Here is a 22489-nt window from a genome sequence, read left to right on the forward strand (position 1 = left end):
CGTGGCCATGCGCGCCCTCACGAGTAGATTTCAATGGATTCAGCATGCACTACTGCTGCCATTAGGTGCGTGTGCCCTTTTTCATCAGTAGTTCCGAACTCGACCCGTCCGTTTGCTCGCTTTATCGCATACTCGGTGTTAACCAGCGGGTCGCCGGTATCCTCATCGATAAGAGCATATTTATCGTCGAATACCCTGTCCGCAACACCCGACATTCCAGCTGCTTGCAATATGCCAGATGGAGCCTCGCCAATTGGCGGGGACAGCGACGAAATCAGACGAGCACCGCATTCGGCAACATCTCCGTGATAAGCGTAGTGCCTACCTTCATGCTTTGCGCCTACACGGTCGGTCTTGATAGCGAAAGCCCCCTTGCACTGAGGGCAGATCGTCATATCATCTTCGAGCGCTGCCGCTAGGCCCATAACGATCGTACCCGACGACGCACTGGTGACCTTCCCGCCATGATCGGTCTGATCATTTATGCGTATTACTCTTCGCCCTTCATGTTTCATGAGTTTCTCCTTTTCGAGAAATATCAGATGCGCAACATGTTCCGACTTGCCATGATGTGGCGATTTGGAAAGAATTTGCTTGATAAATCGCAGATAATTGCTTGCTTCAGTAGGATCCGCTGAGAGCAAAACTCAGCTCCCTATGACGAGCCAAATGCATCGTGAAAAAGCCGACTATAACGCTTCGCCTGTCGTAGCGCAGTCCTTGTGACAACTTATCCATTGTCCGCACGTCCTGTCCAGACCGTGCGTTGAACGATGTCCGCTACGCGCCAGAATTGACCTGACTGAATTCGCCTGTCCATCCCCGGCTCGGCAGGCCAAAAAAACCACGCTGGCCGCGCCACGCGGAGCCGCGCCAATCCGCCACATCGAGTTCCTATCGGAAGAAAAGCCCAAAACCCATGCGCCAAGGATTTTCTTGACGCATTCGCCGAACGGCGTCAGGCTCCTTACTTAGCGGGTGCAACGAGAACCGCTTCAGCGCGACCGGTAGCGTGGTTCGAGTCCGCCCCGGGCCACCAAGATTTTTTTAACGCAACGCCCACTCATGCAGTGGGCGTTGTCGTTTCCGGGGTGCGCCATCATTGACTGCGGTTCGGCTCCCCTTCATTTCCGGCGCAAGGGCTGCACCGCGTTCACATCCCTCATTTCAGCTCATCCTACGCCGTGCCTTGCGTCGCCCAGAGCCGCCGATAGGCCCCGTCTGGATCATGCTCGCGCGTTTGCTTTTGCAGGTTGAAGCGTCGCCCATTGCGCGGGTCGGTCCCTCGGCCGGCAAGATACAGCCAGTTACCCTGATTGCTGTAGACGTCATAGTCAATCAGTTGCGCTTCAAACCAGGCAGCGCCGGCGCGCCAATCGCAGCCCAGATCGTGCACCAGATAACTGGCAACAATTTGACGCAGCCGGTTGGAGAGATAACCGGTGGCACTGAGCTCGGTCATGCCCGCATTGACTAGCGGTTCCCTGGTGCGGGCTTGGCACCAGGCTTCGAATCGATGCGCATCGTGACTGGGCTGGCCCAGGCTGCTCAAGCCTTGCGCCCGGTACAGCGCGACCCCGTGCTGCAGGTGCAGAAAGCGGAAATAGTCGCGCCACATCAATTCAAACCAGATCCAATAAGTGCTGGCGTTGGCGCCGTGCGCTGCTTCAAACTGCCTGAGCGCGGCGCATACCATGCGCGCAGATAGCGCGCCGCAGGCGAGCCATGGCGAAAACTTGGTGGAATAGTCGACGCCGGTCAAGCCATTGCGTGAGAGCTTGTAGGTGTGCGCCAGCTCACCAGCGAAATACTGGCGCAGATGTTCAGCGGCGGCAGTCGGGCCACCGTAAAAAGCCGGCAGCGCGTACGGGAACGACGACCGTGCGGTGGCAAGATGCGCATCCTGGAGTGCGTCCGGCGCCGCTGCCCAAGTTTCAGCCAGGGCTGCGAAGGCCGGCGGCAAGGGCGGAATCGTCGTCGGCCGCGCGAGCGGGGCCGGCGGCACCACCTGCTGTCGCTCCACGAGGGTGCGGAAGTTGGTGAATACCTCGGGCAAGGCAGCGCAAGGAAACGGCAGCGCGGCCGGATCGAGCAAGCTCGATTGCCACAGCGCTTCGACCGTCAGGCCAGCAGCACGCAGTGCGGCAAGGTCGCCCTGCTCTTCTGGCGCGGCAATGTCCTCGCAATGGATAGTCGTCGCGCCGAGGGAATGCGCGAGTGCCAGCAACATTTGGGCGGGGTCGCCCTCGATCTCCAGCAATTGACTGCCGTACGACGCCAGCTGCGTCGCCAAGTCCGCCAGTCCCGAGCGGAGAAAATGCTGGCGATGCGAGCTGGTGCGCGGCACATCCCAGCGCGTCGCGACCGAGGCGCTGCGATGGCAATACACGAACAAGAGGTGGCCGGCGCGTTGGCAAGCCTGGCGCAAGGCCGGATTATCGTCGAGCCGCAAATCATTGCGGAACCAGTAAATATGCGTTTGTGCCGACCTTGCGGCGGGATCGGTATTCATGCCTGACGCTTGCTGTCCTGACGACAGCGATCTGAACAGTATTTAACCTCGGTCCAGACTTTTTCCCATTTTTTTCGCCATGCAAACGGCAACTGGCATTGCTGACAGAGTTTGGTGGGAAGGTCAGATTTTTTTCGCATGCGCATATTGATCACTCTGGCTAACGTAGGGCGTAGGGCCTAAGACGTAGGGCATAGGACAGAGGGGGGTCAGTGGGCAGCAGAAGCCTGTCGCAACTGGGCGGCCTGATGAGGCGCTCGATCAGCTATGCCATATTCGGGCAGTGCGCCAATCTTACGGCAAAAACAGATCTGGCGCTGCTGACAGCTGGCACTGCATACGCGCCATCCTGAACGGGCCGCTCCCGGCCCGCTCGCTATCCTCATCCGACACACTGAGCGCCGGGCAAGTCGCTCTTACCACATCAAATCATCGGGAATCTGGAACGCCGCATACGGATCGTCCTCGTCCACTTCGGTGCTGGCCTGTTTCACGCGTACGACGATGGCCGGATCGCGTTCGGCGATCTTGTCGGCGATGATGCGCGGCACCAGTTCCACGGCGCCACCGAGGCAAACGATCACCAAACGGCCCGCCACCAGGTGGGCTTGCACGGCGGCCGTCACGTAGATGCGCTCGATCTTGTTATTGAACGTGAAGTTATACGGCAGCTCGCCGTGATTACCCTTGCTTTGGCGGTTCTTTTGCACCATTTGCGCGATCTGCGCCACGATGGCCTTCTGGTTGGCGGCCGCGTCGCGCTGCGCATTCAGTTCGCGCGCGCGCTCGGCGTTCTTGCGCTGCGTCTCGAGCGCGGCCAGGCGCACTTCATCGACACTTTGCGTGCCGCTCTTGCGCTCGTCCTTTTTTTGCTTGCTCTTGTCCTGGTTGGCCAGCTTGACCTTTTTCTTGTCGACCAGACCGGCCTTTAAAAACTGCTCTTGCAACGAGACCATAACTACTCCGTATTGAGGGTGCGCCGGCCAAGACAGCGGGATCGGCCGGTGGAAAGACGCTAGCATAGCAAAAAACAGCGCCTTCGCTGCCGCAGAATGCGGGCGCGGGCCAGCCGATGGACGCCGGGCAGCCGGCAGTCACAAAAAGACACCTTCGATGAGAAATTTTGTTGATAATTGTCATATAGTTAGTTAGGTTCTGCATATCGGCAGTGCGCTGCTGATTGCATCCCTCCTTCCATCGCCTGCGTCTACAAGGATTTGCCATGAAACAATTAATCGCCCTCTGCATCGCTACCGCGCTTGCCAGCACCGCCTTTGCCGCCGCACCGGAAGCGGCCCCCGCCGCCAAGACGGCACAACAGTCAAAAATGACCACCTGCAATGCCGATGCTGCCGGCAAGAAAGGTGATGAACGCAAGGATTTTATGAAAGAATGCCTGAGTGCCAAGCCGGTCCCGGCCGCGACGCAGCAAAACAAGATGAAGACGTGCAATGCCGACGCCAAGGACATGAAGGGCGATGCGCGCAAGGCGTTCATGAAAGAGTGCCTGAGCGCACCCAAAAAATAAGTGCCGCTTCGAGGCGACAGTGTGCGCTTCACGCCACAACGCCAGCCGAAAGGCTGGCTTTTTTTTGTTCCCCGCAGGAAGTCAGCTCCTGCCCTATCGCCTGCGCCCAGCTGTGCCAGCAGCCAGTGGGCCAACCGGCTGCGCCATCCTCGTGGCGTGCTGCCACACAGCCATGCCGCTCAACGCGAGCAACCTTGCTCAATGATTAAGATGACATGGAGAATGATAGCGCGTAGTATTTAATCAAGGTACTGCACTCTGCGTTGACACGGCATTTTGGAGAAAGGACGGCAGCGTGAGGGCGTCGAACGATCTCGAGCACTGGCGCGGCCAAGTCTTTCACCGCTTGCTGCAGGTGGTACTGCTGCTGGGCTTCGTGACGGCCATTCCCAGCGTGCTGCTGGCCGCGAGCGAAGCCATCTGGTCCATTGTCGTGCTCGACTTGCTGGCCATCGGCTGGGTCGGCGTTATCTGGCATGTGCGCACCCTGCCCTACCGCTGGCGCGTGTGGCAATTCCTGGTCATCGCCTATCTGCTGGGCGTGGGCCTGCTGCTGAAAATCGGCCCCGTCAGCCAAATCTATATGATGCTCATGCCCGTGCTGGCAGCGCTGCTGCTGGGCATGCGGCCAGCCTTGTCGACGCTGGCCCTGACCTCGCTGACCATCTTTTTCCTGGGCCTGCATCCCGACGTCGCCCTGCACCTGCCGGGCACACACGATGCTCCCGTGCTGCGCGCGCTGATCGTGGCCCTGAACTTCCTGTTTATCGCCGCCGTGCTGACCCTGTCCTGCGCCTTCCTGCTGCGTCATATTGAACGCAGCAGCCAGTCCCTGTCGCAACGTAACGCCGAGCTACGCTTGACGGCCACGGCGCTGGCCCGCCTGAACGACATGGTGATGATCGCCGAAGTGCTGGACGGCACGCCCGGCCACGGCACGGTGCCGGCCACGCGCATCATCTTCGTCAACGATGCCTTCGAGCGCAGCAGCGGCTATGCGCACGCCGAGGTGCTGGGCCGCAGCCTGCTGTTCCAGCAGGGCCCCGCCACCGATGCAGGCGAACTGGAGCGCGTCGCCGCCGCCATGGCCCAGGCCCTGCCAGCCAGGGCGGAGTTGCTGAACTACAACAAGGCCGGCAAGGCGTACTGGGTCGAGGCCGAACTGGTGCCGTTTACGGATGCGGACGGCCGGCAGACGCACTGGGTAGCCGTCGAGCGCGAAATCGACGAGCGCAAGAAATCGGAAGCGGACATCCACCGCCTGGCCTTCTACGACGTGCTGACCGGCTTGCCCAACCGGCGCCTGCTGATGGATCGCATCGCCCACTTGCTGGCCGCCGCGCCACGCGAGAATAACATCAGCGCGCTGATGTTCATCGACCTCGACCATTTCAAGCATATCAACGACGCACGCGGCCATGCCACGGGCGACGCGCTGCTGCGCCTGGCGGGCGAACGGCTGGCGCAACTGATGCGCAAGGCTGACACCGTGGCGCGCCTGGGCGGTGACGAATTCGTCGTGCTGCTGGCGCACCTGGCCGACGACCTGCACGGCGCCGCCCATGCGGCGAGCCAGGTGGCCGAGAAAATCCGCGTCGCCATCGCACGCGACTTCGAGATTGACGCGCAGTCCTATCATTGCAGCGCCAGCATCGGCGTGACCTTGCTGCCGAAAGCGCGATGCCAGGCGCACGACCTGCTGCGCGAAGCCGATATCGCCATGTATCGCGCCAAGGCGCAAGGGCGCAACGGCATCGCCTTTTTTGAAGCGGCCATGCAAGCGGGCGTGGAGCGCCGCCTGACCTTGGAGCGGGCGCTCGCGCGCGCACTCGAAATGGGCGCACTGTGCATGCACGTGCAGCCCCAGGTCGACCGCAATGGCCGGATCACGGGCGCAGAAATGCTGATGCGCTGGCCGCAGCCCGATGGCACGCACATCGCACCGAGCGTCTTCATCCCCATCGCCGAAGAATCGGGGCTGATCGTCAGGCTGGGCCATTGGGCAATGCGCGAAGCGTGCCGCGCCTCGAAGCTGCTGGCACAAGCTGGCCAGTTCGTCCCCTTGTCGGTGAACGTCAGTCCGGCCCAATTCCGCCAGCCCGATTTCGCCACCCGCGTGCAGGCTGCGCTGGCCGAACACGACACGCCGGCCGACGCCCTGATCCTGGAATTGACGGAAGGCTTGCTGATCGACCAGCGCGAAGCCTCCCTGGCGCGCATGCGCGAACTGGCGGCCCTGGGCATCCGCTTTTCCATCGACGATTTCGGCACCGGCTATTCCAGCCTCGCCTACCTGACCTCAATGCCGCTGTACGAACTCAAAATCGACAAGCGCTTCATCGACGACACGCCGCGCGATGCGCGTGACACGGCCATCGTGCAAGCGATATTGGCCATGGCGCGCCACCTTGGCTTGCGCGTGGTGGCCGAAGGCGTGGAAACGCAGGAACAGGCCGACTTCCTGGTCGCCCACGATTGCGATAGCTTGCAGGGCTATCTGTATGCGCGGCCCATGCCATTGCCCGATTTCCTGACCTGGCTGGCCGAACGGCGTTAGCTGTACGTTAGCTGGCCTTTCCCCCGCCAAACTCCTCCGCTAGAATACCGGCCTCGCAGCCTGTACCTTCAGCATCCCCCTCTTGCAATCTTGTCAAATAAAGTGATCCCCGATGCGTCTGGTTCTTCCCATGTTGGCCCGTCCCCTGCTGCCTTTGCTACTGACTCTGCTGGCCACCGCCCATGCGGCCCCTTCCACCACCACCCCCACGCCCATCACGCTGGACCAGGCCATGGCCGACCCCGACTGGATAGGCACGCCCGTCGAAGCGGCGTGGTGGGGCTGGAATGGCCAGCTCTATTACCAGCAAAAGCGCCTCGGCTCGCCCCTGCGCGACACCTATCAATTAGCAGGCGCCAACGCCAGGCTCAATAGCGGCAAGCAGGTCGATGACGCGCAACTGGCCAACCTTGATGGCCAGCAGATGATCGTCAACCGGGCCGGCACGCGCGCCATCCTGCTGCGCAACGGCGACTTGTTCGAGCGCGACCTGAAAAACGGCGCCCTGATCCAGATCACGCGAGGCGTTTCGGCCATCAGCGACCCGCAATATGCAAACGACGGCAGCGCGGTGCAATACCGTAGCGGCAACGACTGGTTCAGCTGGAACCGCCTGGAGCGCCTGAGTGCGCCCGTGGCCCTGTTGCGCGCGGCCAAGGACCCGGACGCCAAGCCGGAAGCGGATTCCCTGCGCGAACTGCAGCTGCGCCTGATCGTCAACCTGGCGCGCCAGAAGGAAGACCGCGACGCCAGCCGCGAACGTCGCCAAGAAGAACGCCGCCTGGACGCCACGCGCGCGCCGGAGCCGATCTATCTGGGCGATAAAGTCAGCATTTCAGGCAGCGCCCTGTCGCCGGACGGCCGCTGGCTGCTGTTCGTCACGCAAGACAAGGCCGCCGAAAAGGGCAAGCTGGGCAAACTGGCCCGTTACGTCACGGAAACGGGCTACCCGGAAGCGGACGACGAGCGCACGCGCGTGGGCCGCAACATGCCCATCGCGCAAAGCCTGAAACTGGCCGACCTGCGCACGGGCAAGGTGCGCGACATCGGCTTCGACAGTCTGCCCGGCATCGCCACCGACCCGCTGGCCGCGCTGCGCGCCGAACAGCAGTTGCCGCCATTGAAGGGCAATCGCGGCGTGCGCATCGACGCCCAGCGCGACGGCATCGCCTGGACCGATGACGGCTCCAAGGTGGCCGTGCGCATCCGCGCCATCGACAACAAGGACGGCTGGCTGGCCAACGTCGACCTGGCCAATGGCACCCTGCTGCCCGTACACCGCATCAGCGACACGGCCTGGGTCAACCGCCGCGCCGAAGAATTCGGCTGGCTGCCCGACAACGCCACCCTGTGGTATTTGTCAGAGGAAAGCGGCTACGCCCACCTGTACACGAAAACGGGGGCGGCCCCCGCGCGCGCACTGACGCAAGGCAAATGGGAAGTAAGCGCCGTCGAATGGAGCCGCGACGGCAAGACTGCCTACTTTATGTGCAACCAGCAGGCGCCAGGCACCTATGAAGTGTGCGCCAGCACGGCCAAGGAAGGCGGCGCGCGCGAAGTGACAAATTTAAAAGGCGTGGAAAACTTCGGCCTGTCGCCCGATGGCGACAAGTTGTTGCTGCGCTATTCGAGCAGCTATATGCCGGCCCAGTTGGCGAGCATTTCCGTAGCGGGCGGCAAGGCCAATATCCTGACCGATACGCGCAGCGCAGCCTTCAAGGCGCGCACATGGATCATGCCGGAACTGGTACAAGTGCCGTCCACGCATGGCGCGGCGCCCATCTGGGCCAAGCTGTACAGGCCAAAGCAGCTGCAAGCGGGCAAACAGTATCCCATCGTCATGTTCGCGCACGGCGCCGGCTACCTGCAAAACGTCACCGAGCGCTACCCCGTATATTTCCGCGAACAGATGTTCCACAACCTGCTGGTAGAGCAAGGCTACATCGTGCTCGACGTCGATTACCGCGCCTCGCTCGGCTACGGTAGCGCCTGGCGCACGGCCATTTACCGCCAGATGGGTCACCCGGAACTGGAAGATTTCATCGATGGCGCTAACTGGCTGGCGCAGCAGCACCAGGGCGACATCAAGAATGTGGGCATCTATGGCGGCAGCTATGGCGGCTTCATGAGCTTGATGGCCTTGATGCGCGCGCCGAAGGTATTCAAGTCTGGCGCCGCCCTGCGCCCCGTGACGGACTGGACCACCTACAACCACGAGTACACGGCCAACATCCTGAACACGCCGGACGTCGATCCGCAAGCGTACAAAATATCGTCACCGATCGAATACGCCGACAAGCTGACGGGCCACCTCTTGATCGCCCATGGCATGATCGACGACAACGTGTTTTACCAGGATTCCGTGCGCCTGTCGCAGCGCTTGATCGAGCTCAAAAAGGATAACTGGGAAATGGCCAGCTACCCGATGGAGCGCCACGGCTTCGTGCAGCCGGAAGCGTGGTATGACGAGTACCGCCGCATCTACCAGCTGTTCCAGCGCACGCTGAAATAGCGCCCGGGCAAAGCTGCTGCGCGTCGCGCCTTGCAAGCGGCATGGCGATATAAAAAAAGCCGCTGGATCAGCTAATGCCGTTCAGTTAGTGTTGGTGATGCTATTTTTAGCCCAAGAACAAGGACAGGGGTCGGACCCGGCGGGGGAATATGCTTCAATGGAGCACATTCCGATCACGAAGTGACCGACCCCAGCTCTTTGCCTCTGGGGTTAGCGAATTTACTGGCGCTCATCAATCACGCCAAAACCCTTAACTGAACGGCATTACCGCTGGATCAGCGGCTTTTTTGGGGGGGGCTTGGCAAGGCGTCAGGATTGCAGCTGCAAGGTCTTGATGATTTTGCTTTCCACCTTCTCGCCCGCGCCTGAGGTGGCATTCTTGCTTTCCTTGCGCAGCAACAATAAGCGGTCGCCATTAACGCCATACTGGCGCGTTTCGTCCGATTTTTGCGTAAAGCTGACGACGACAAAGGCGCGCCCGCTCAGGTCGACGTGGAACTCGCTGGCCAGTGGCGTGCCATCGGCCGCGATCCATACGTCGATGCCGCCGTCAAACTTCTTCACATACTTGCGGTCTTTCTCTGGCACTTTGTCCAGCGACAGGGTGAAACTCAGCAAGCGCGCCGGCTTGCCCTTGTAACTATCGACCTTTTCGCCGCTGAACACGGCCTCGTCGATCTCGCGCGAGAGGGCGCCCGCCGCCGACACCATGGAGCGCAATTCCGTCGCCTTCAGTTCCCCCAGCGCAAAGCCGAGCGGCGTCTTGGTTTTTGGGTCCTTCACCTTGGCGCGCTGCTCCGCTTCCACTTTCGCCAGTAAATCCTTGCCGTAGAGCACCTGCAAGCCCGCCGACCCGCCCTCGATCGCCACCGTCACCTGGCCGCTATCTTCTTCCGCCGCCTTGCCCTCGCCCTCGCGGCGCCAGGTTTTCGATTCGATCTGCGCCTTGATCGGCACCTGCCCCTGCAAGCGCGCCAGCGCCGCATGCAAATCGGCCAGCCCATCGGCCTGTGCCGTACCGCACAACAAACCGAACAGCCCCGCCACCGCCAAGCCTTGCACTCCGCTACGTCGTTGCATCGCCACATCCCTTCAGGTCACACAAGGATGCCAAAACACTATGTTTTGGCCATCTGTTGCATTTAAACACAGCTTCCTCTGGTCAGGTGGAAAGTCTTTCTGCTATAATTTCCGCCTTGGCCTGGTAGCTCAGTCGGTAGAGCAGAGGATTGAAAATCCTTGTGTCGGTGGTTCGATTCCGCCCCGGGCCACCAAGAACAGTGTCAAAACAAAACGCCAAGCCATGCAGCTTGGCGTTTTTGTTTTCAGCGCAAGAAATCCTCGCGCCCGGCCTATCTACGGGACCGGGGCCGAGGCCGGGAAGGCACCCCAAGTGAGGCGACAAAATCGTTCGGCCCAGGCCCAAGCCACGCGCGCCAGTTCTGGCGTTGCCTGGCACTGGCCAGGAATCCGGGATTCCTTGATACAGGGCAAGGCGCTGCCGCGCCTGTCGGCATAAAATTGCCGGTTTTGCCCATCCTCCATGCGCCACGCTCCCGAATTACTCCTGCCTGCCGGCTCGCTGGCCAAGATGCATGCCGCCTTCGACTATGGCGCCGACGCCGTCTACGCGGGTCAGCCACGCTACAGTTTGCGCGTGCGCAATAACGATTTTTCGACCTTGCAAGCCTTGCAGGAGGGAATCGATGGCGCGCATGCACGCGGCAAGCAATTCTTTGTCGCCAGCAATATCTTCGCCCACAATGCCAAGCTGAAAACCTATTTGCGCGACATGGAGCCGGTGATCGCCATGCGCCCCGACGCCCTGATCATGGCCGACCCGGGCTTGATCATGATGGTGCGCGACAAATGGCCGGACGTCCCGGTCCACTTGTCGGTGCAGGCGAATGCCGTCAACTGGGCCGACGTGAAATTCTGGCACCGCATGGGCCTGACGCGCGTGATTTTGTCGCGCGAACTGTCGCTCGACGAGATCGAAGAAATCCGCCAGCGCTGCCCGGAAATGGAACTGGAAGTGTTCGTCCATGGCGCCCTGTGCATCGCCTATTCGGGCCGCTGTTTGCTGTCCGGCTACTTCAACCACCGCGACCCTAACCAGGGCACGTGCACGAATTCCTGCCGCTGGGATTACAAGGTGAAAAATGCGGCGGAAGACGCCAGCGGCGACTTGGGCGGCATGCAAGTGGTGCCGCTGGAATTTCACCAGGCGCTGGCCGAGGCCGACAATAATGCCTTTTCTGCCCTGCACCAGCAGCCGCGCCACCCGCTGGCCGACCAGCCCTATTTCATTGAAGAAGCCCAGCGTCCGGGCCAGCTGATGCCGATACTCGAAGACGAGCACGGCACCTACATCATGAATTCGAAGGACTTGCGCGCCGTCGAACATATCGAACGCCTGGTCAAGATCGGCGTCAACTCGCTGAAGGTCGAGGGCCGCACCAAGTCGCTGTACTACGCGGCGCGCACGGCGCAAGTCTACCGCCAGGCCATCGATGACGCCGTGGCTGGCCGGCCTTTCGATATCAGCCTGCTGGGCCAGCTGCAAGGCCTGGCCAATCGTGGCTACACGGACGGTTTTTACCAGCGCCACCACACGCAAACGCATCAGAACTATATGCGTGGCGCATCGGAAGCAGACCGCAGCCAGTACGTGGGCGACGTGCTGGGCGTGACGGACGGCTGGGCCAGGGTGGAGGTGAAAAACCGCTTCGCCGTGGGCGATCGCATCGAAGCCCTGCATCCGGGCGGCAACCGCGATTTCACCATAACACGCATGCTCAGCGACGACGGCCACGAGATCCAAGTTGCGCCCGGCAGCGGCCACTTCGTGCGCATCGAACTCGACGGTGCTCTGGACAAAGCCTTGCTGGCGCGCTATTTGTAAGCTCGCGCGCTTGCGCAATTGAACGCATTGCCTATCGATGCTGTGCGCCGACGCTGCGCTCGGCTATGTCGATGGGCAGGGGCGCTCGCACCTGCTCTGCCGGCGGTGGCGTCAGGTCGAAGGCCGCGGATTTGTGCGTGTCTGAGCGTGTCATTCGCACCGCAATGAGTGCCGTTCATCGCAAAGTTTTACCTCCCGCAGCACTTGCGCCCTAGAATACACGGATCAACTACTCAAGGAAACCGCCATGCGCCCTCTGTTCCTGTTGTCCGTCCTGTCCCTCGCTTGCCTCGCCCCTCTCGCGCATGCCGACGAGCAAACGCGCACGGTTGATGCCTTCAATGCCATCGACATCCGCGGCCCCATCAGCATCGAAGTCGAAGCGGGCAAGGAGCAAAGCCTGCTGCTGCGCGGCGACCAGAAATTTCTCAGCGGCGTGATCACGGAAGTGGTCGATGGCGAGCTGAAAATTTCCATGAAGGATAAAGATATCAAGAAGACGGAGGGCGACTCGCGGGTCATCATCAGCATGCCCACCTTGCGCAAGCTGATCGCGGAGGGCGCGGGCGAAAAAATCTTGACCCGGCTCAATGGTCCACGAGTCGACATCAGCTACAAAGGGGCAGGCCGCCTGGCCGCCGATGGCCAGGTCGACTGGCTGCGCCTGAAGGCGCAAGGCGTGGGCGAAGTCGATACGAAAGCCTTGCTGGCGAAAAACGTCGATGTGAATTTTGAAGGCATCGGCTACGTCAGGGTATATTCCTCGGGGGAACTGAACGCCGTGGTGCGCGGCATGGGCGAGCTGACCTATTATGGCAAGCCGAAGATCGTGCACAAGTCGATCTCCGGCATCGGCAGCGTCAACGCCGCCAAATAAGACTTCCTCAAATAACAAGGCCATCAAGCCACTGGAGAGCGCATGAGCGTTTTACACGATACCGACGCAGCGCTGGTGCTGCGCGAGGATGAAGGTGGCCTGGTCACCTTGCGCTTGAACCGCCCGCTGCAATTGAACGCCCTGTCGGCAGCCATGCTGACGGCGCTGCAAGAGGCGTTCGATCGCATCGCGCAGCAAGCGCACGTACGCTGCGTGGTGCTGGCGGCCGAAGGCAAGGCTTTTTGCGCGGGCCACGATTTGCGCCAGATGCAGGCCACGCGCCAGCTTGACTATTATCAAACCCTGTTCGCGCAATGCTCGCGCGTGATGCAAGCGATCCAAGCCTTGCCCGTGCCCGTGATTGCCCGCGTGCACGGCATCGCCACGGCGGCCGGCTGCCAGTTGGTGGCCAGCTGCGACCTGGCCGTGGCGGGCGCCTCGGCCCGCTTTGCCGTGTCCGGCATCAATGTGGGCCTGTTCTGCGCCACGCCATCGGTCGCCCTGTCGCGCAATGTCTCGCCCAAGCGGGCCTTCGACATGCTGGTGACGGGCCGCTTCATCGATGCCGACACGGCCGCCGACTGGGGCTTGGTCAATGAAACGGTGGCCGACACGGCGCTCGACGCGGCTGTGGCGCGCCTGGCGCAGCACATCATGGCAAAAAGCCCGACCGCCATCCGCTATGGCAAAGCCATGTTCTACCGGCAGCGCCAGCTGCCGCTGGACGACGCGTATGCGTATGCGGGCGACGTGATGGCGCGCAACATGATGGAAGACGATGCCGACGAAGGCATCAGCGCCTTCCTTGAAAAACGGCCGCCCCGCTGGACAGCCTGAATGTAAGCGCACGCGCTTGCTTTCTCTGCTGCTGCACGCCTCAAAACGCCCAGGCCTTCCTGGCAAGGTAGAGGGAAACAAGCCATGGCTGGGGCGGGCGCTACAGTCAGTGTCATGCGCAGCCCGATTTGTGGTTTTTATTGCGGTTTTTATTACGCCCGGTATCGGACAGCCACCCGCGCTGAGCCAGGGCAAAATTCCCGCCGTGCGCGCGTTTAGCGCTGCAGCGGCAGATAGCTCTGTTTAAGCTGGCGCAACACAAAGCTCGATTTGCTATGGCGGATGCCGGGAATTTTGTACAGGCGCTCGCGCAGCAGGCGTTCGTAGTCGCGCGTGTCGCTGACTGCGATGCGCAGATAGTAATCGTAGTCGCCCGAGACAAGAAACGCTTCCAGCACTTCCGGGATCATGGCCAGCGCGTGGCCGAATTCAAACAGGGCCTGGTCGGAATGGTCGTCCAGGGTCACTTGCACGATGACGGTATCGGCCAGCCCCACCTTGGCCGCGTTGACGTTCACCGTATAACCCTCGATGACGCCATCGTCTTCCATGCGCTTGATGCGCGCCCAGCACGGCGACGAGGTCAGGCCCACCTTGGTGCTCAACTCGTGCAGGCTGATGCGGGCATCCTGTTGCAGGGCCGTCAGGATGGCGAGGTCGAATTTGTCCAGTTTCATTCTGTCATACCTTAATTTCACAGCAAATTTTGCTCAATTTTTTATTCTACACGAGAAAACCAGCAGCCTTTTCTGCCGTATCAGGCAGAAAATAAGGCCATGAAAACTGATACCGCGCCCCTCCTTGCCGCCACCCACGATCTTGCACCGCGCAACGGCGCCAGCACCCTCATCGACACCTTGCTGGCGCTGGGCATCGACACCGTCTTCGGCTACCCGGGCGGCGCCGTGCTACCCCTGTACGACGCGCTGCACGCGCAGCCCCGCTTGCGCCATGTGCTGGTGCGCCACGAACAGGCCGCCGTGCACGCGGCCGAAGGGTATGCGCGCAGCACGGGCAGGCCTGGCGTCGTCTTCGTCACCTCCGGTCCCGGCATGAGCAACACCACCACGGGTTTGCTCGACGCCCTGTGCGATTCGATTCCCGTCATCTGCATCAGCGGCCAGGTGGCCACCACCAGCATCGGCAGCAACGCTTTCCAGGAATGCGATGCGCTGGGCATCTCGCGCCCCGTCACCAAATGGAACCGGCAAATCCGCACGGCCGATGAAACGGCAGCCGTCGTGCACGAGGCCTACGCACAAGCCACGCAAGGGCGGCCCGGTCCCGTGCTGATCGATTTCCCCAAGGATATGCAACTGGCGCAAGTCACGGCGCACACACCGCTGCCGCCCCTCACCGCCACCGCAGCGGCCGCGCCCCTGCCCGCCAGCGCCGCCCTCGAACAGGCCGCCAGCCTGATCGCCAGCGCGCGCCAGCCCGTGTTCTATGGCGGCGGCGGCCTCATCAATTCCGGCCCCGATGCCTGCGCCGCGTTCGGCCAACTGGTCACGCTGGCAGCGGCGCCCTGTACCTTGACCTTGCTGGGCCTGGGTGCGTTTCCCGCCTCGCACCCAGCCTTCCTGGGCATGCTGGGCATGCACGGCACGCTGGAAGCGAACCTGGCCATGCACCATGCGGACCTGATCGTCTGCGTCGGCGCCCGCTTCGATGACCGGGTCACGGGCCGCCTGGACGCCTTCTGTCCCGGCGCAAAAATCATCCACGTCGATATCGACCCAACGTCGATCGGCAAGGTGGTGCGCGCCGACGTCAGCTTGCGCGGCGACTGCGCGCCCGTGCTGGCCGCATTGCTGACGACGCTGCAGGCGCAACTGCGCAGGCGCTCGCTGGCGGACCGCCAGCCGTGGTGGCAGCGCATCGATGGCTGGCGCGCGCACGATAGCCTGGGCTTCAACGATACGCCGCAGGTCATCGCGCCGCAGGCGCTGATGCAGCGGCTGCAGGCGGCGCTGGCCGGACAGGACGCCATCGTGTCGACCGACGTGGGCCAGCACCAGATGTGGGCCGCACAGCATTTGCGCTTCGAGCAGCCGCGCCGCTGGCTGACCTCGGGTGGCGCCGGCACCATGGGTTACGGCCTGCCGGCCGCCATCGGCGCGCAGATCGCCCATCCGGGCAAGCGCGTGGTGTGCGTCAGCGGCGACGCCTCGATTTTGATGAATATCCAGGAACTGGCCACCGCCACGCAGCACCGCCTGCCCGTGAAAGTGGTGTTGTCGAACAATGGCGCCATGGGCATGGTGCGCCAGTGGCAAGAACTGCACCACGGCGAGCGCTACAGCCACAGCTATACACAGGCGCTGCCCGATTTCGTCGCCCTGGCGCGGGCCTTCGGCTGGCAGGCGCATACGGTGAGCCGGCGCGACGAGCTCGACACGGCGCTGGCCGCCTGCCTGGCAGCGGACGGGCCCTACTTCCTCGACGTGCGCGTGCACGGCGCAGAAAACTGCTTCCCCATGATGGCCCCCGGCGCGGGGCACAATGAAGTCACATTGGCGAAAGGCGTGGTATTCCAGGAACCCGCTGCGTAAAACCTGTCATCCCGTGGCGTCCCGATGCCTGACAAAACCGTGGCGAGTGCAAAGGAGCGGTGGCGAAGGAGCGCAAGCGTACTTCAGTACGGTGAGTATCGCAGGCCGCCTCCGTCTATACCGACGCGCGAGGTTTGCTCAGGTATTGACTACGTCCACACCCGGTAGACCCAGTAACTCTCGTCATCACGGCTGGCGCGCGCCAGTTCGGTGGGGCTCAAGCCCGTAATGGCGCGCACCTCGCGGCACAGGTGGGCCTGGTCGGCGTAACCACCGGCGGCGGCAATATCGCTCCATGAGGCATTGCCTTGCAACATGGCCTCGCGCGCATCGAGAAACGACTGTTCCGCGCGGCGCATGCGGCGCAGGGTGCGCATGGGCTGGCCGGCCCAGGACTTGATGCGGCGCTCGATATGGCGCACGCTGCTGGCAAGACCCGTCGATGCCGCCTGCACGCCCAGGCGGCGCACCCAGTCCTGTATGGCGCCAGCCGGATGGTCGCCGCTTTTGCGCGCCACCTCCCAGCGCGGCGCCAGGAACTGCTCCACCAGCGCGATGCGCGCAGCGTCGTCGGGTGCAGCCAGCACGGCATCGGACAGTGCCAGCCAGTCGGCATCGAACAGGGGGGCGAGCGGGCGTACCTGGTCGAACAGGACTGCCATGTCGATACCGGTCAGCGCGTGCAGGGCGGCCGGATACAGCATCACCATGAATGAGTGCACGGGGCCGGGATTGTAGCTGACCAGCGGATAGCCGCGCGGGCCGCTGAACAGGGCGGGCGGCATGCGCACATGCTGCAGGTCGGGGCCGGGCGCGGCCGCCTCGACCTCGCCCTCGACGGTCCACAGCAGGCAGCACATGGGCGTGGCCGGAAAGCGGTTCAGGCGCTGCGCCGGCGGCAACGGCGCGCAGCGCGTGGTGTCGCGCACGAGGAAGGCGCGCACGCAGGAAGCGAGCGCAGTGCGCGGCGCGATCAAACGGGTCATAGGCTTAGCGGGCCTAGGGGGCTTAGCGGGCGTAGGGGGCGTAGGAGCGGCAGGCATGGCGACGATTGTACCGGGAAATTCTGGCTGCGCGCGATGTCGTATTCGTTCAAGACGCGGGCGCGCAAGCGCGCTACAGTCATGCCATCGTTGCCACTGAAACAGGAGCCAGTCATGCCGCCACTCGACCACATCGCCGCGCCCGCCGTGACCACGCGCTTGCGCCAGATCCGCCGCCTGCCGGGGCCTTTCGCCCTGCCCATCATCGGCAACGCGCTGCAAGTGCGACTGCCGCGCATCCACCGCGACGTGGAAGGCTGGGTGCAGCGCTATGGCCCCTACCTGCGCGCCTGGTTCGGCCGCACGCTGGTGCTGGTGGTGGCCGACAGCGAGGCGGTGGCAGCCGTGCTGCGCGACCGGCCCGACGGCTTCCGGCGTCCGCTGTCGACCTATATCGTCTCTGAGGAAATGGGCGGCAATCCCGGTCTGTTCCTGGCCGAGGGCACGCAGTGGCGCAACCAGCGCCGCATGGTCATGGCCGGCATGGCTCCGGGCGCCATCAAGGCCTATTTCCCCGCGCTGGTGACGGTGGCGCAGCGCTTGCAGCGGCGCTGGCATCTGGCCGCCACGCAAAACCAGGCGATCAACCTCGACGGCGACCTGAAACGCTATACGGTCGATATCATCGCCGGCCTGGCCTTCGGCACGGCAGTCAACACGCTCGAATCGGGCGAGGACGTGATCCAGCGCCATCTGGACGCGATCCTGCCCGCCGTAGCGCGGCGCAGCCTGTCGATACTGCCCTACTGGCGCTATTTCAAACTGCCCGTCGACCGCCGCCTGGACCGCGACGTGGCGGCGCTGGACGTGGCCGTGGCCGACCTGGTACGGCAAGCGCGCGCCCGCCTGGAGCAAGACCCGGCGCGGCGCGTGCGCCCACCCAACCTGCTCGAAGCGATGATCGCCGCCGCCGACGAAGCCGACAGCGGCGTGGACGACCGCGCCGTGGCCGGCAATGTGCTGACCATGCTGCTGGCCGGCGAAGATACGACAGCCAACACGATCTCCTGGATGATTTACTTGCTGCAACGCCATCCGCACTGCCTGGCGAAGGCGCGCGAAGAGGTGCGCCGCCTGGCGCCCGACGTGAGCGGTTTCAGCATCGAGCAGATGGATAGCCTCGACTATCTGGGCGCCTGCGCCAGCGAAGCCATGCGCTTGAAACCGGTGGCGCCCTACATTCCGCTCGAAGCGCTGCGCGACACGGTAGTGGGCGACGTGGCCGTGCCCGCCGGCAGCATGCTGTGGTGCGTAATGCGCCATGACAGCGTTTCCGATACGCACTTTCCCGACGCGCAAGCGTTCCAGCCCGAACGCTGGCTGGCCGGCAAAGCCATCGACAAGCGCGCCGCCATGCCTTTCGGCGCCGGCGTGCGCACGTGTCCGGGGCGCTACCTGGCCTTGCTGGAAATTAAGATCGCCATGGCCATGCTGCTGGGCAGCTTCGACATCGCCAGCGTCGACACGCCCGATGGCGGCGAGGCGCAGGAACTGATGGGTTTTGTGATGTCGCCCATCGGCCTGACGCTGCGCCTGGCGCGGCCGCAGTGATACCATGCAAGACCGCTCATCACCTTGAATTTAACCATGACAATCTGCCTGGAATCGCCGCAGCAAGCCGATGTACAAACCCTGCTCGCCGAGCTCGATGCCGATCAACAGCGCGGCCCCTGCGGCGACCATCGCGACGCTCGCTTCAGTGTCCGCATGGAAAAACCGCTGCAGGTGGCGCCATGAATGCGCCCGCCGACAGCTTGACGGACATCCGCGCGCGCCTGCGCGCCTTTGCCGAGGAGCGCGACTGGGACCAGTTCCACACGCCCAAGAATCTGGCCATGGCCCTGTCCGTGGAAGTGGCAGAACTGATGGAACACTACCAGTGGCTACCCACGGGCGCGCACGCCGAGCTGGACGAAGCGAAGCGCTTGGGCATCCGTCACGAACTGGCCGACGTGCTGATGTATCTGGTGCGCCTGGCCGACAAGAGCGGCGTCGACCTGCATGCGGCCGTGCTGGAAAAGATGGCGCTCAATGCGCAGAAATACCCGGCGCAGCAAGTGCGCGGCGATGCGCGCAAATATAGCGACTACTGATAGCCCCACCCGTGCGTGGCTGCCGCGCAAAAAAGCGTAGCATCACGCCATGCGTATCCATCTCTCACTGCGGCTCGCCGGCTTGCTCGCCGGTCCACTGTACAGCCTTGTTGCGCTGGCGCACACCACGCCGGTGCCGATGCCGGTGCAGGTGCAGGTGCAGCAAGTCACAGTGGGTGCCACGCGCGACCCCGTCGACAAATCCTACCGCAAGCTGCTGCAGGGCCTAGACCGCTTCGAGCGTGACCATGCGCTGGCGCCACAGGCGCTGCTGCGCTTTCGCTTGCTGCCGCGCCAGCCTGGCGTGGACATGACAGGTGTGCAGCTGCGCATCGCCGGCGACAGCATCAGTATCGCTTTACCCTTGGCAGAGGACAACAGCTTTGCCCCCGTGCGCAATGCGCAAGCTGCGCGCGAGGACGCCGTGCTGATCGCCAACCGCAAGGCCACGAGCATGAGCTGGCGCGCGCAAGTCATCACGCCCGGCTTGCCGCCCGGCACACGGCGTCTGGGCGACTTGCGCCTGGAATGCCGCGTCGGCATGGATTCGGGCCTGATCTCGAACGACCCGCAAATCATCGCCTGGCTCTCCAGCATGCTCTACAGCACGGACAAAGTGTGTTCCGAGGCCGATGGCAATTATTTGTTTTTCACGCAGCGCCCCCTGTTTGGCGTGACCCTCGTGCATGGCGAACGCAGGGTGTCGCTACCGTTCACCATGCTATACGCGGGTGGCGAGCAAACTCCCGCATCGCTGCCCTATTGCGATTGCCAAGTCTTGCTTGAGCACACGTATTACGCCCCCCTGTGGGATAACAGCTGGCCCGACGATACCGTGCTGGAATTTACTTACATGGACGAGGTAGCACCATGAAGTGGCTTGCTGTCTTCGCGCTGGCGCTGCTGGCCGCCTGTTCCGGCACACGCGCCTTGCAGGCAAGCAAGACCGTGCCTTACGCTACGCTGGAGCAAACGGTGCAGCCGGGCAGCAGCACGCGCGAGCAAGTGCGCGCGGCGCTGGGAGACAGCACGGCCATCCGTTTCGACAGCGGCAATGAAGTGTGGAGCTACAACTATCCGACCGCCGCAGGCGCGCACGGCGAGTTTGTGATTTTGTTTGGTGCAGATGGGGTGGTACGGAAGGTGCGCAGCGGGGAAGTGTACCGGCTGAAAAAGTAGTGGCTGTAGCGCCTAGCTGACGGCAGGTAAATGGGGGGCAGACCCGACGGAGGAGTGCGCCCCAATGGGGAGCATTCTGATCACGCAGTGACTGACCCCGACGTTTTGCAGCTTGACTAGCGTGCCTTGAGCAAGGCACGTGGTGCCATGCCCTTGCCCGCGCCAGGGCTGCGGCCCACGCCGGCAGGCTTGCGCCTGGGCGACGCCTTCAGTTTAAAAATGCTGATCGACTGGGCCACGCTGTCCGTGCGCTGCGCCAGGCTGGTAGCTGCCGCAGCCGCTTGCTCCACCAGCGCCGCATTCTGCTGCGTGATGCCATCCATGTGGATGACGGCCTGGTTGACTTGCCCGATGCCTTGGTTCTGCTCGCGCGTGGTGGAGGAAATCTCGTCCATCACTTCCGTCACGCGGGCCACCGAGGCAATCACTTCCGTCATAGTGGCGCCCGCATTGCTGGTCAGCACGCTGCCCGCATTCACGGTGGCGATCGAATGGTCGATCAGGTCTTTCACTTCTTTTGCCGCAGTAGCCGAACGCTGCGCCAGGTTGCGTACTTCACCAGCGACGACGGCAAAGCCGCGGCCATGCTCGCCCGCGCGGGCCGCTTCCACGGCCGCGTTCAAGGCAAGAATATTCGTCTGGAAAGCGATGCCGTCGATGAGGCCGATGATATCGAGAATCTTGCGCGACGAAGTACTGATTTCATTCATCGTGGTGACCACGTCGCTGACGATGGTGCCGCCCTTGGCCGCGACGGTGGATGCCTTCAGCGCCAGGTCGTGGGCCGTGGCAACGTGGTCGGCACTGTTTTGCACGGTGGAAGTCAATTCTTCCATACTGGCCGCCGTCTGCTCCAGGCTGGACGCCTGCGATTCCGTGCGGCTCGACAAGTCCATGTTTCCCGTGGCAATTTCCGCCGTGGTGACACGGATATCCTCGAAGTTGGCGCGCACGTCACCGATGATGCTATGCAAGTTGATGTTGGTCTGGCGCAAGGCCGCCATCAATTGCCCCATATCATCATCACGCACCTTGTCGATCACGCCCGTCAAGTCGCCACCGGCCATCTTGCGCGCTACCATGATGGCGTCGCCCATGGGCGCGACCAGCGAATTGTGCAAATGCGCCCAGAAATACAGCAGCAACGCGACGGCCGCGACGGCCGCGACGCTGAGCCAGCTGCGCGTGGCCGTGCTCGTGTCGCCATCGATATTCCACACGGCGCCGCCGAGGATGGCCAGCACCACGCCAAAGATGAGGAAATGCACGGCCAGGTCTTGCGACAGGCTCAGCTTGCGCCACTCGGCCAGCTTGGCGACCCAGCCCTGGCGCACGACGCGGCCATTGCGCATCGCCAGCCTGGCGGCATTGCCATCTTTAAAACTCTTGTACAGGGCTGCCGCCTCATTGACTTGCTCACGCGTGGGCTTGGTCCGCACCGACATGTAGCCGATCGGACGGCCGTTTTCAATGACGGGCGTAACGTTGGCGAAGACCCAATAGAAATCGCCATTCCTGCAGCGGTTCTTGACCATGCCGGTCCATGGCGTGCCCGTCTTGACGGTATCCCACAGGTCGGCAAACGCTTCGGCCGGCATATCGGGATGGCGCAGTATGTTCTGTGGAGCACCCAGCAGTTCCATTTCTGAAAAACCGCTGACTTCAATAAAATACTGATTGGCGTAATTGATATTTCCCTGTAAATCCGTGGTGGAAACAATCGTCATGCCTTCATTTAATACGTATTCATTTTGCGTGATAGGCATATTAACCCGCATCGTCGCTCCTTTATTTTTTCGGCTAGCATAACAAAAACATAAAAACAATATATCACATCAAGCAGCGGCGAGATATCGCCACGGCGACTCTCACACAGGTCAAACAATTTAATAAA

At 62.5% G+C, this 22489-nt stretch carries 20 protein-coding genes and 1 tRNA gene; 13 read left to right on the forward strand and 8 right to left on the reverse strand.

Annotation, left to right across the window (positions count from 1 at the left end; genetic code table 11):
• Positions 1-17: 17 nt before the first annotated feature.
• The 4 genes from ACQ4V8_RS20660 to ACQ4V8_RS20675 form a co-directional block, all read right to left on the reverse strand.
• A complete protein-coding gene (locus ACQ4V8_RS20660; protein WP_436572105.1) occupies positions 18-515 on the reverse strand; it encodes a PAAR domain-containing protein in 498 nt (165 codons plus the stop codon).
• Between the two features lie 662 nt (positions 516-1177).
• Positions 1178-2512, reverse strand: a complete 1335-nt coding sequence (locus ACQ4V8_RS20665; protein WP_436572106.1) for a DASH family cryptochrome — start codon at positions 2510-2512, stop codon at positions 1178-1180.
• The gene (locus ACQ4V8_RS20670; protein ID WP_010393406.1) at positions 2509-2658 is read right to left on the reverse strand and encodes a DUF2256 domain-containing protein; all 150 of its coding nucleotides are present in this window, start codon (positions 2656-2658) and stop codon (positions 2509-2511) included. The genes ACQ4V8_RS20665 and ACQ4V8_RS20670 overlap by 4 nt, the downstream gene beginning before the upstream one ends.
• 270 nt (positions 2659-2928) lie before the next feature.
• On the reverse strand, positions 2929-3468 hold the full coding sequence (locus ACQ4V8_RS20675; RefSeq protein WP_010393404.1) for a DUF2058 domain-containing protein: 540 nt from the start codon (positions 3466-3468) through the stop codon (positions 2929-2931).
• Positions 3469-3734: 266 nt separating this feature from the next.
• On the opposite strand from ACQ4V8_RS20675, the gene ACQ4V8_RS20680 reads away from it, so the two are divergent.
• The 3 genes from ACQ4V8_RS20680 (at position 3735) to ACQ4V8_RS20690 (ending at position 9109) form a co-directional block, all read left to right on the forward strand.
• Positions 3735-4040: a PsiF family protein gene (locus ACQ4V8_RS20680; protein ID WP_010393403.1), complete on the forward strand. Its 306-nt coding sequence runs from the start codon at positions 3735-3737 to the stop codon at positions 4038-4040.
• Positions 4041-4335: 295 nt separating this feature from the next.
• Positions 4336-6597, forward strand: a complete 2262-nt coding sequence (locus ACQ4V8_RS20685) for a putative bifunctional diguanylate cyclase/phosphodiesterase (protein WP_010393402.1) — start codon at positions 4336-4338, stop codon at positions 6595-6597.
• A gap of 130 nt (positions 6598-6727) precedes the next feature.
• A complete protein-coding gene (locus tag ACQ4V8_RS20690) occupies positions 6728-9109 on the forward strand; it encodes a S9 family peptidase (protein WP_436572107.1) in 2382 nt (793 codons plus the stop codon).
• Between the two features lie 309 nt (positions 9110-9418).
• Here the strand turns inward: ACQ4V8_RS20690 and ACQ4V8_RS20695 are convergent, their stop codons facing one another.
• A complete protein-coding gene (locus ACQ4V8_RS20695) occupies positions 9419-10189 on the reverse strand; it encodes a hypothetical protein (RefSeq protein ID WP_436572108.1) in 771 nt (256 codons plus the stop codon).
• A 118-nt stretch (positions 10190-10307) separates the two neighbouring features.
• On the opposite strand from ACQ4V8_RS20695, the gene ACQ4V8_RS20700 reads away from it, so the two are divergent.
• The 4 genes from ACQ4V8_RS20700 to ACQ4V8_RS20715 all read left to right on the forward strand — a co-directional run bounded on the left by ACQ4V8_RS20700 (position 10308) and on the right by ACQ4V8_RS20715 (position 13728).
• Positions 10308-10383: transfer RNA gene (locus ACQ4V8_RS20700), tRNA-Phe, on the forward strand.
• Between the two features lie 269 nt (positions 10384-10652).
• Entirely contained in the window at positions 10653-12014 is a 1362-nt protein-coding gene (gene trhP, locus ACQ4V8_RS20705; RefSeq protein ID WP_010393394.1) for a prephenate-dependent tRNA uridine(34) hydroxylase TrhP, read from the forward strand.
• Positions 12015-12261: 247 nt separating this feature from the next.
• Positions 12262-12891, forward strand: coding sequence for a head GIN domain-containing protein (locus ACQ4V8_RS20710; RefSeq protein WP_010393391.1), 630 nt, complete (start codon positions 12262-12264; stop codon positions 12889-12891).
• Between the two features lie 42 nt (positions 12892-12933).
• Entirely contained in the window at positions 12934-13728 is a 795-nt protein-coding gene (locus ACQ4V8_RS20715; protein ID WP_070345844.1) for an enoyl-CoA hydratase, read from the forward strand.
• Between the two features lie 215 nt (positions 13729-13943).
• Here ACQ4V8_RS20715 and ACQ4V8_RS20720 read toward each other — a convergent pair whose 3' ends face one another.
• On the reverse strand, positions 13944-14405 hold the full coding sequence (locus ACQ4V8_RS20720) for an Lrp/AsnC family transcriptional regulator (protein ID WP_010393383.1): 462 nt from the start codon (positions 14403-14405) through the stop codon (positions 13944-13946).
• 99 nt (positions 14406-14504) lie between these two features.
• On the opposite strand from ACQ4V8_RS20720, the gene ilvB reads away from it, so the two are divergent.
• On the forward strand, positions 14505-16280 hold the full coding sequence (ilvB, locus tag ACQ4V8_RS20725) for a biosynthetic-type acetolactate synthase large subunit (RefSeq protein ID WP_436572109.1): 1776 nt from the start codon (positions 14505-14507) through the stop codon (positions 16278-16280).
• Positions 16281-16429: 149 nt separating this feature from the next.
• On the opposite strand, the gene ACQ4V8_RS20730 is transcribed toward ilvB, so the two are convergent.
• A complete protein-coding gene (locus ACQ4V8_RS20730) occupies positions 16430-17266 on the reverse strand; it encodes a helix-turn-helix domain-containing protein (RefSeq protein ID WP_010393378.1) in 837 nt (278 codons plus the stop codon).
• Positions 17267-17437: 171 nt separating this feature from the next.
• Between ACQ4V8_RS20730 and ACQ4V8_RS20735 the strand changes: the two genes are divergently transcribed.
• From ACQ4V8_RS20735 to ACQ4V8_RS20755, 5 genes are read left to right on the forward strand one after another with little or no spacing between them, the layout of a single operon-like run.
• A complete protein-coding gene (locus ACQ4V8_RS20735) occupies positions 17438-18874 on the forward strand; it encodes a cytochrome P450 (RefSeq protein ID WP_043460354.1) in 1437 nt (478 codons plus the stop codon).
• Between the two features lie 36 nt (positions 18875-18910).
• Positions 18911-19060 (forward strand): hypothetical protein, encoded by a 150-nt coding sequence (locus tag ACQ4V8_RS20740; protein WP_208760701.1) that lies wholly within the window; start codon positions 18911-18913, stop codon positions 19058-19060.
• Positions 19057-19416, forward strand: coding sequence for a nucleotide pyrophosphohydrolase (locus ACQ4V8_RS20745; protein ID WP_010393372.1), 360 nt, complete (start codon positions 19057-19059; stop codon positions 19414-19416). Before ACQ4V8_RS20740 ends, ACQ4V8_RS20745 begins: the two co-directional genes overlap by 4 nt.
• A gap of 49 nt (positions 19417-19465) precedes the next feature.
• Positions 19466-20290, forward strand: a complete 825-nt coding sequence (locus ACQ4V8_RS20750) for a hypothetical protein (protein WP_436572110.1) — start codon at positions 19466-19468, stop codon at positions 20288-20290.
• Positions 20287-20595: an outer membrane protein assembly factor BamE domain-containing protein gene (locus ACQ4V8_RS20755; protein ID WP_436572111.1), complete on the forward strand. Its 309-nt coding sequence runs from the start codon at positions 20287-20289 to the stop codon at positions 20593-20595. The genes ACQ4V8_RS20750 and ACQ4V8_RS20755 overlap by 4 nt, the downstream gene beginning before the upstream one ends.
• 116 nt (positions 20596-20711) lie before the next feature.
• Here the strand turns inward: ACQ4V8_RS20755 and ACQ4V8_RS20760 are convergent, their stop codons facing one another.
• Positions 20712-22373: a methyl-accepting chemotaxis protein gene (locus ACQ4V8_RS20760; RefSeq protein ID WP_436572112.1), complete on the reverse strand. Its 1662-nt coding sequence runs from the start codon at positions 22371-22373 to the stop codon at positions 20712-20714.
• Between the last annotated feature and the right edge of the window lie 116 nt (positions 22374-22489).

Source organism: Janthinobacterium paucivorans (assembly GCF_051380805.1).
GTDB classification, from domain to species: Bacteria; Pseudomonadota; Gammaproteobacteria; order Burkholderiales; family Burkholderiaceae_D; genus Janthinobacterium; species Janthinobacterium lividum_D.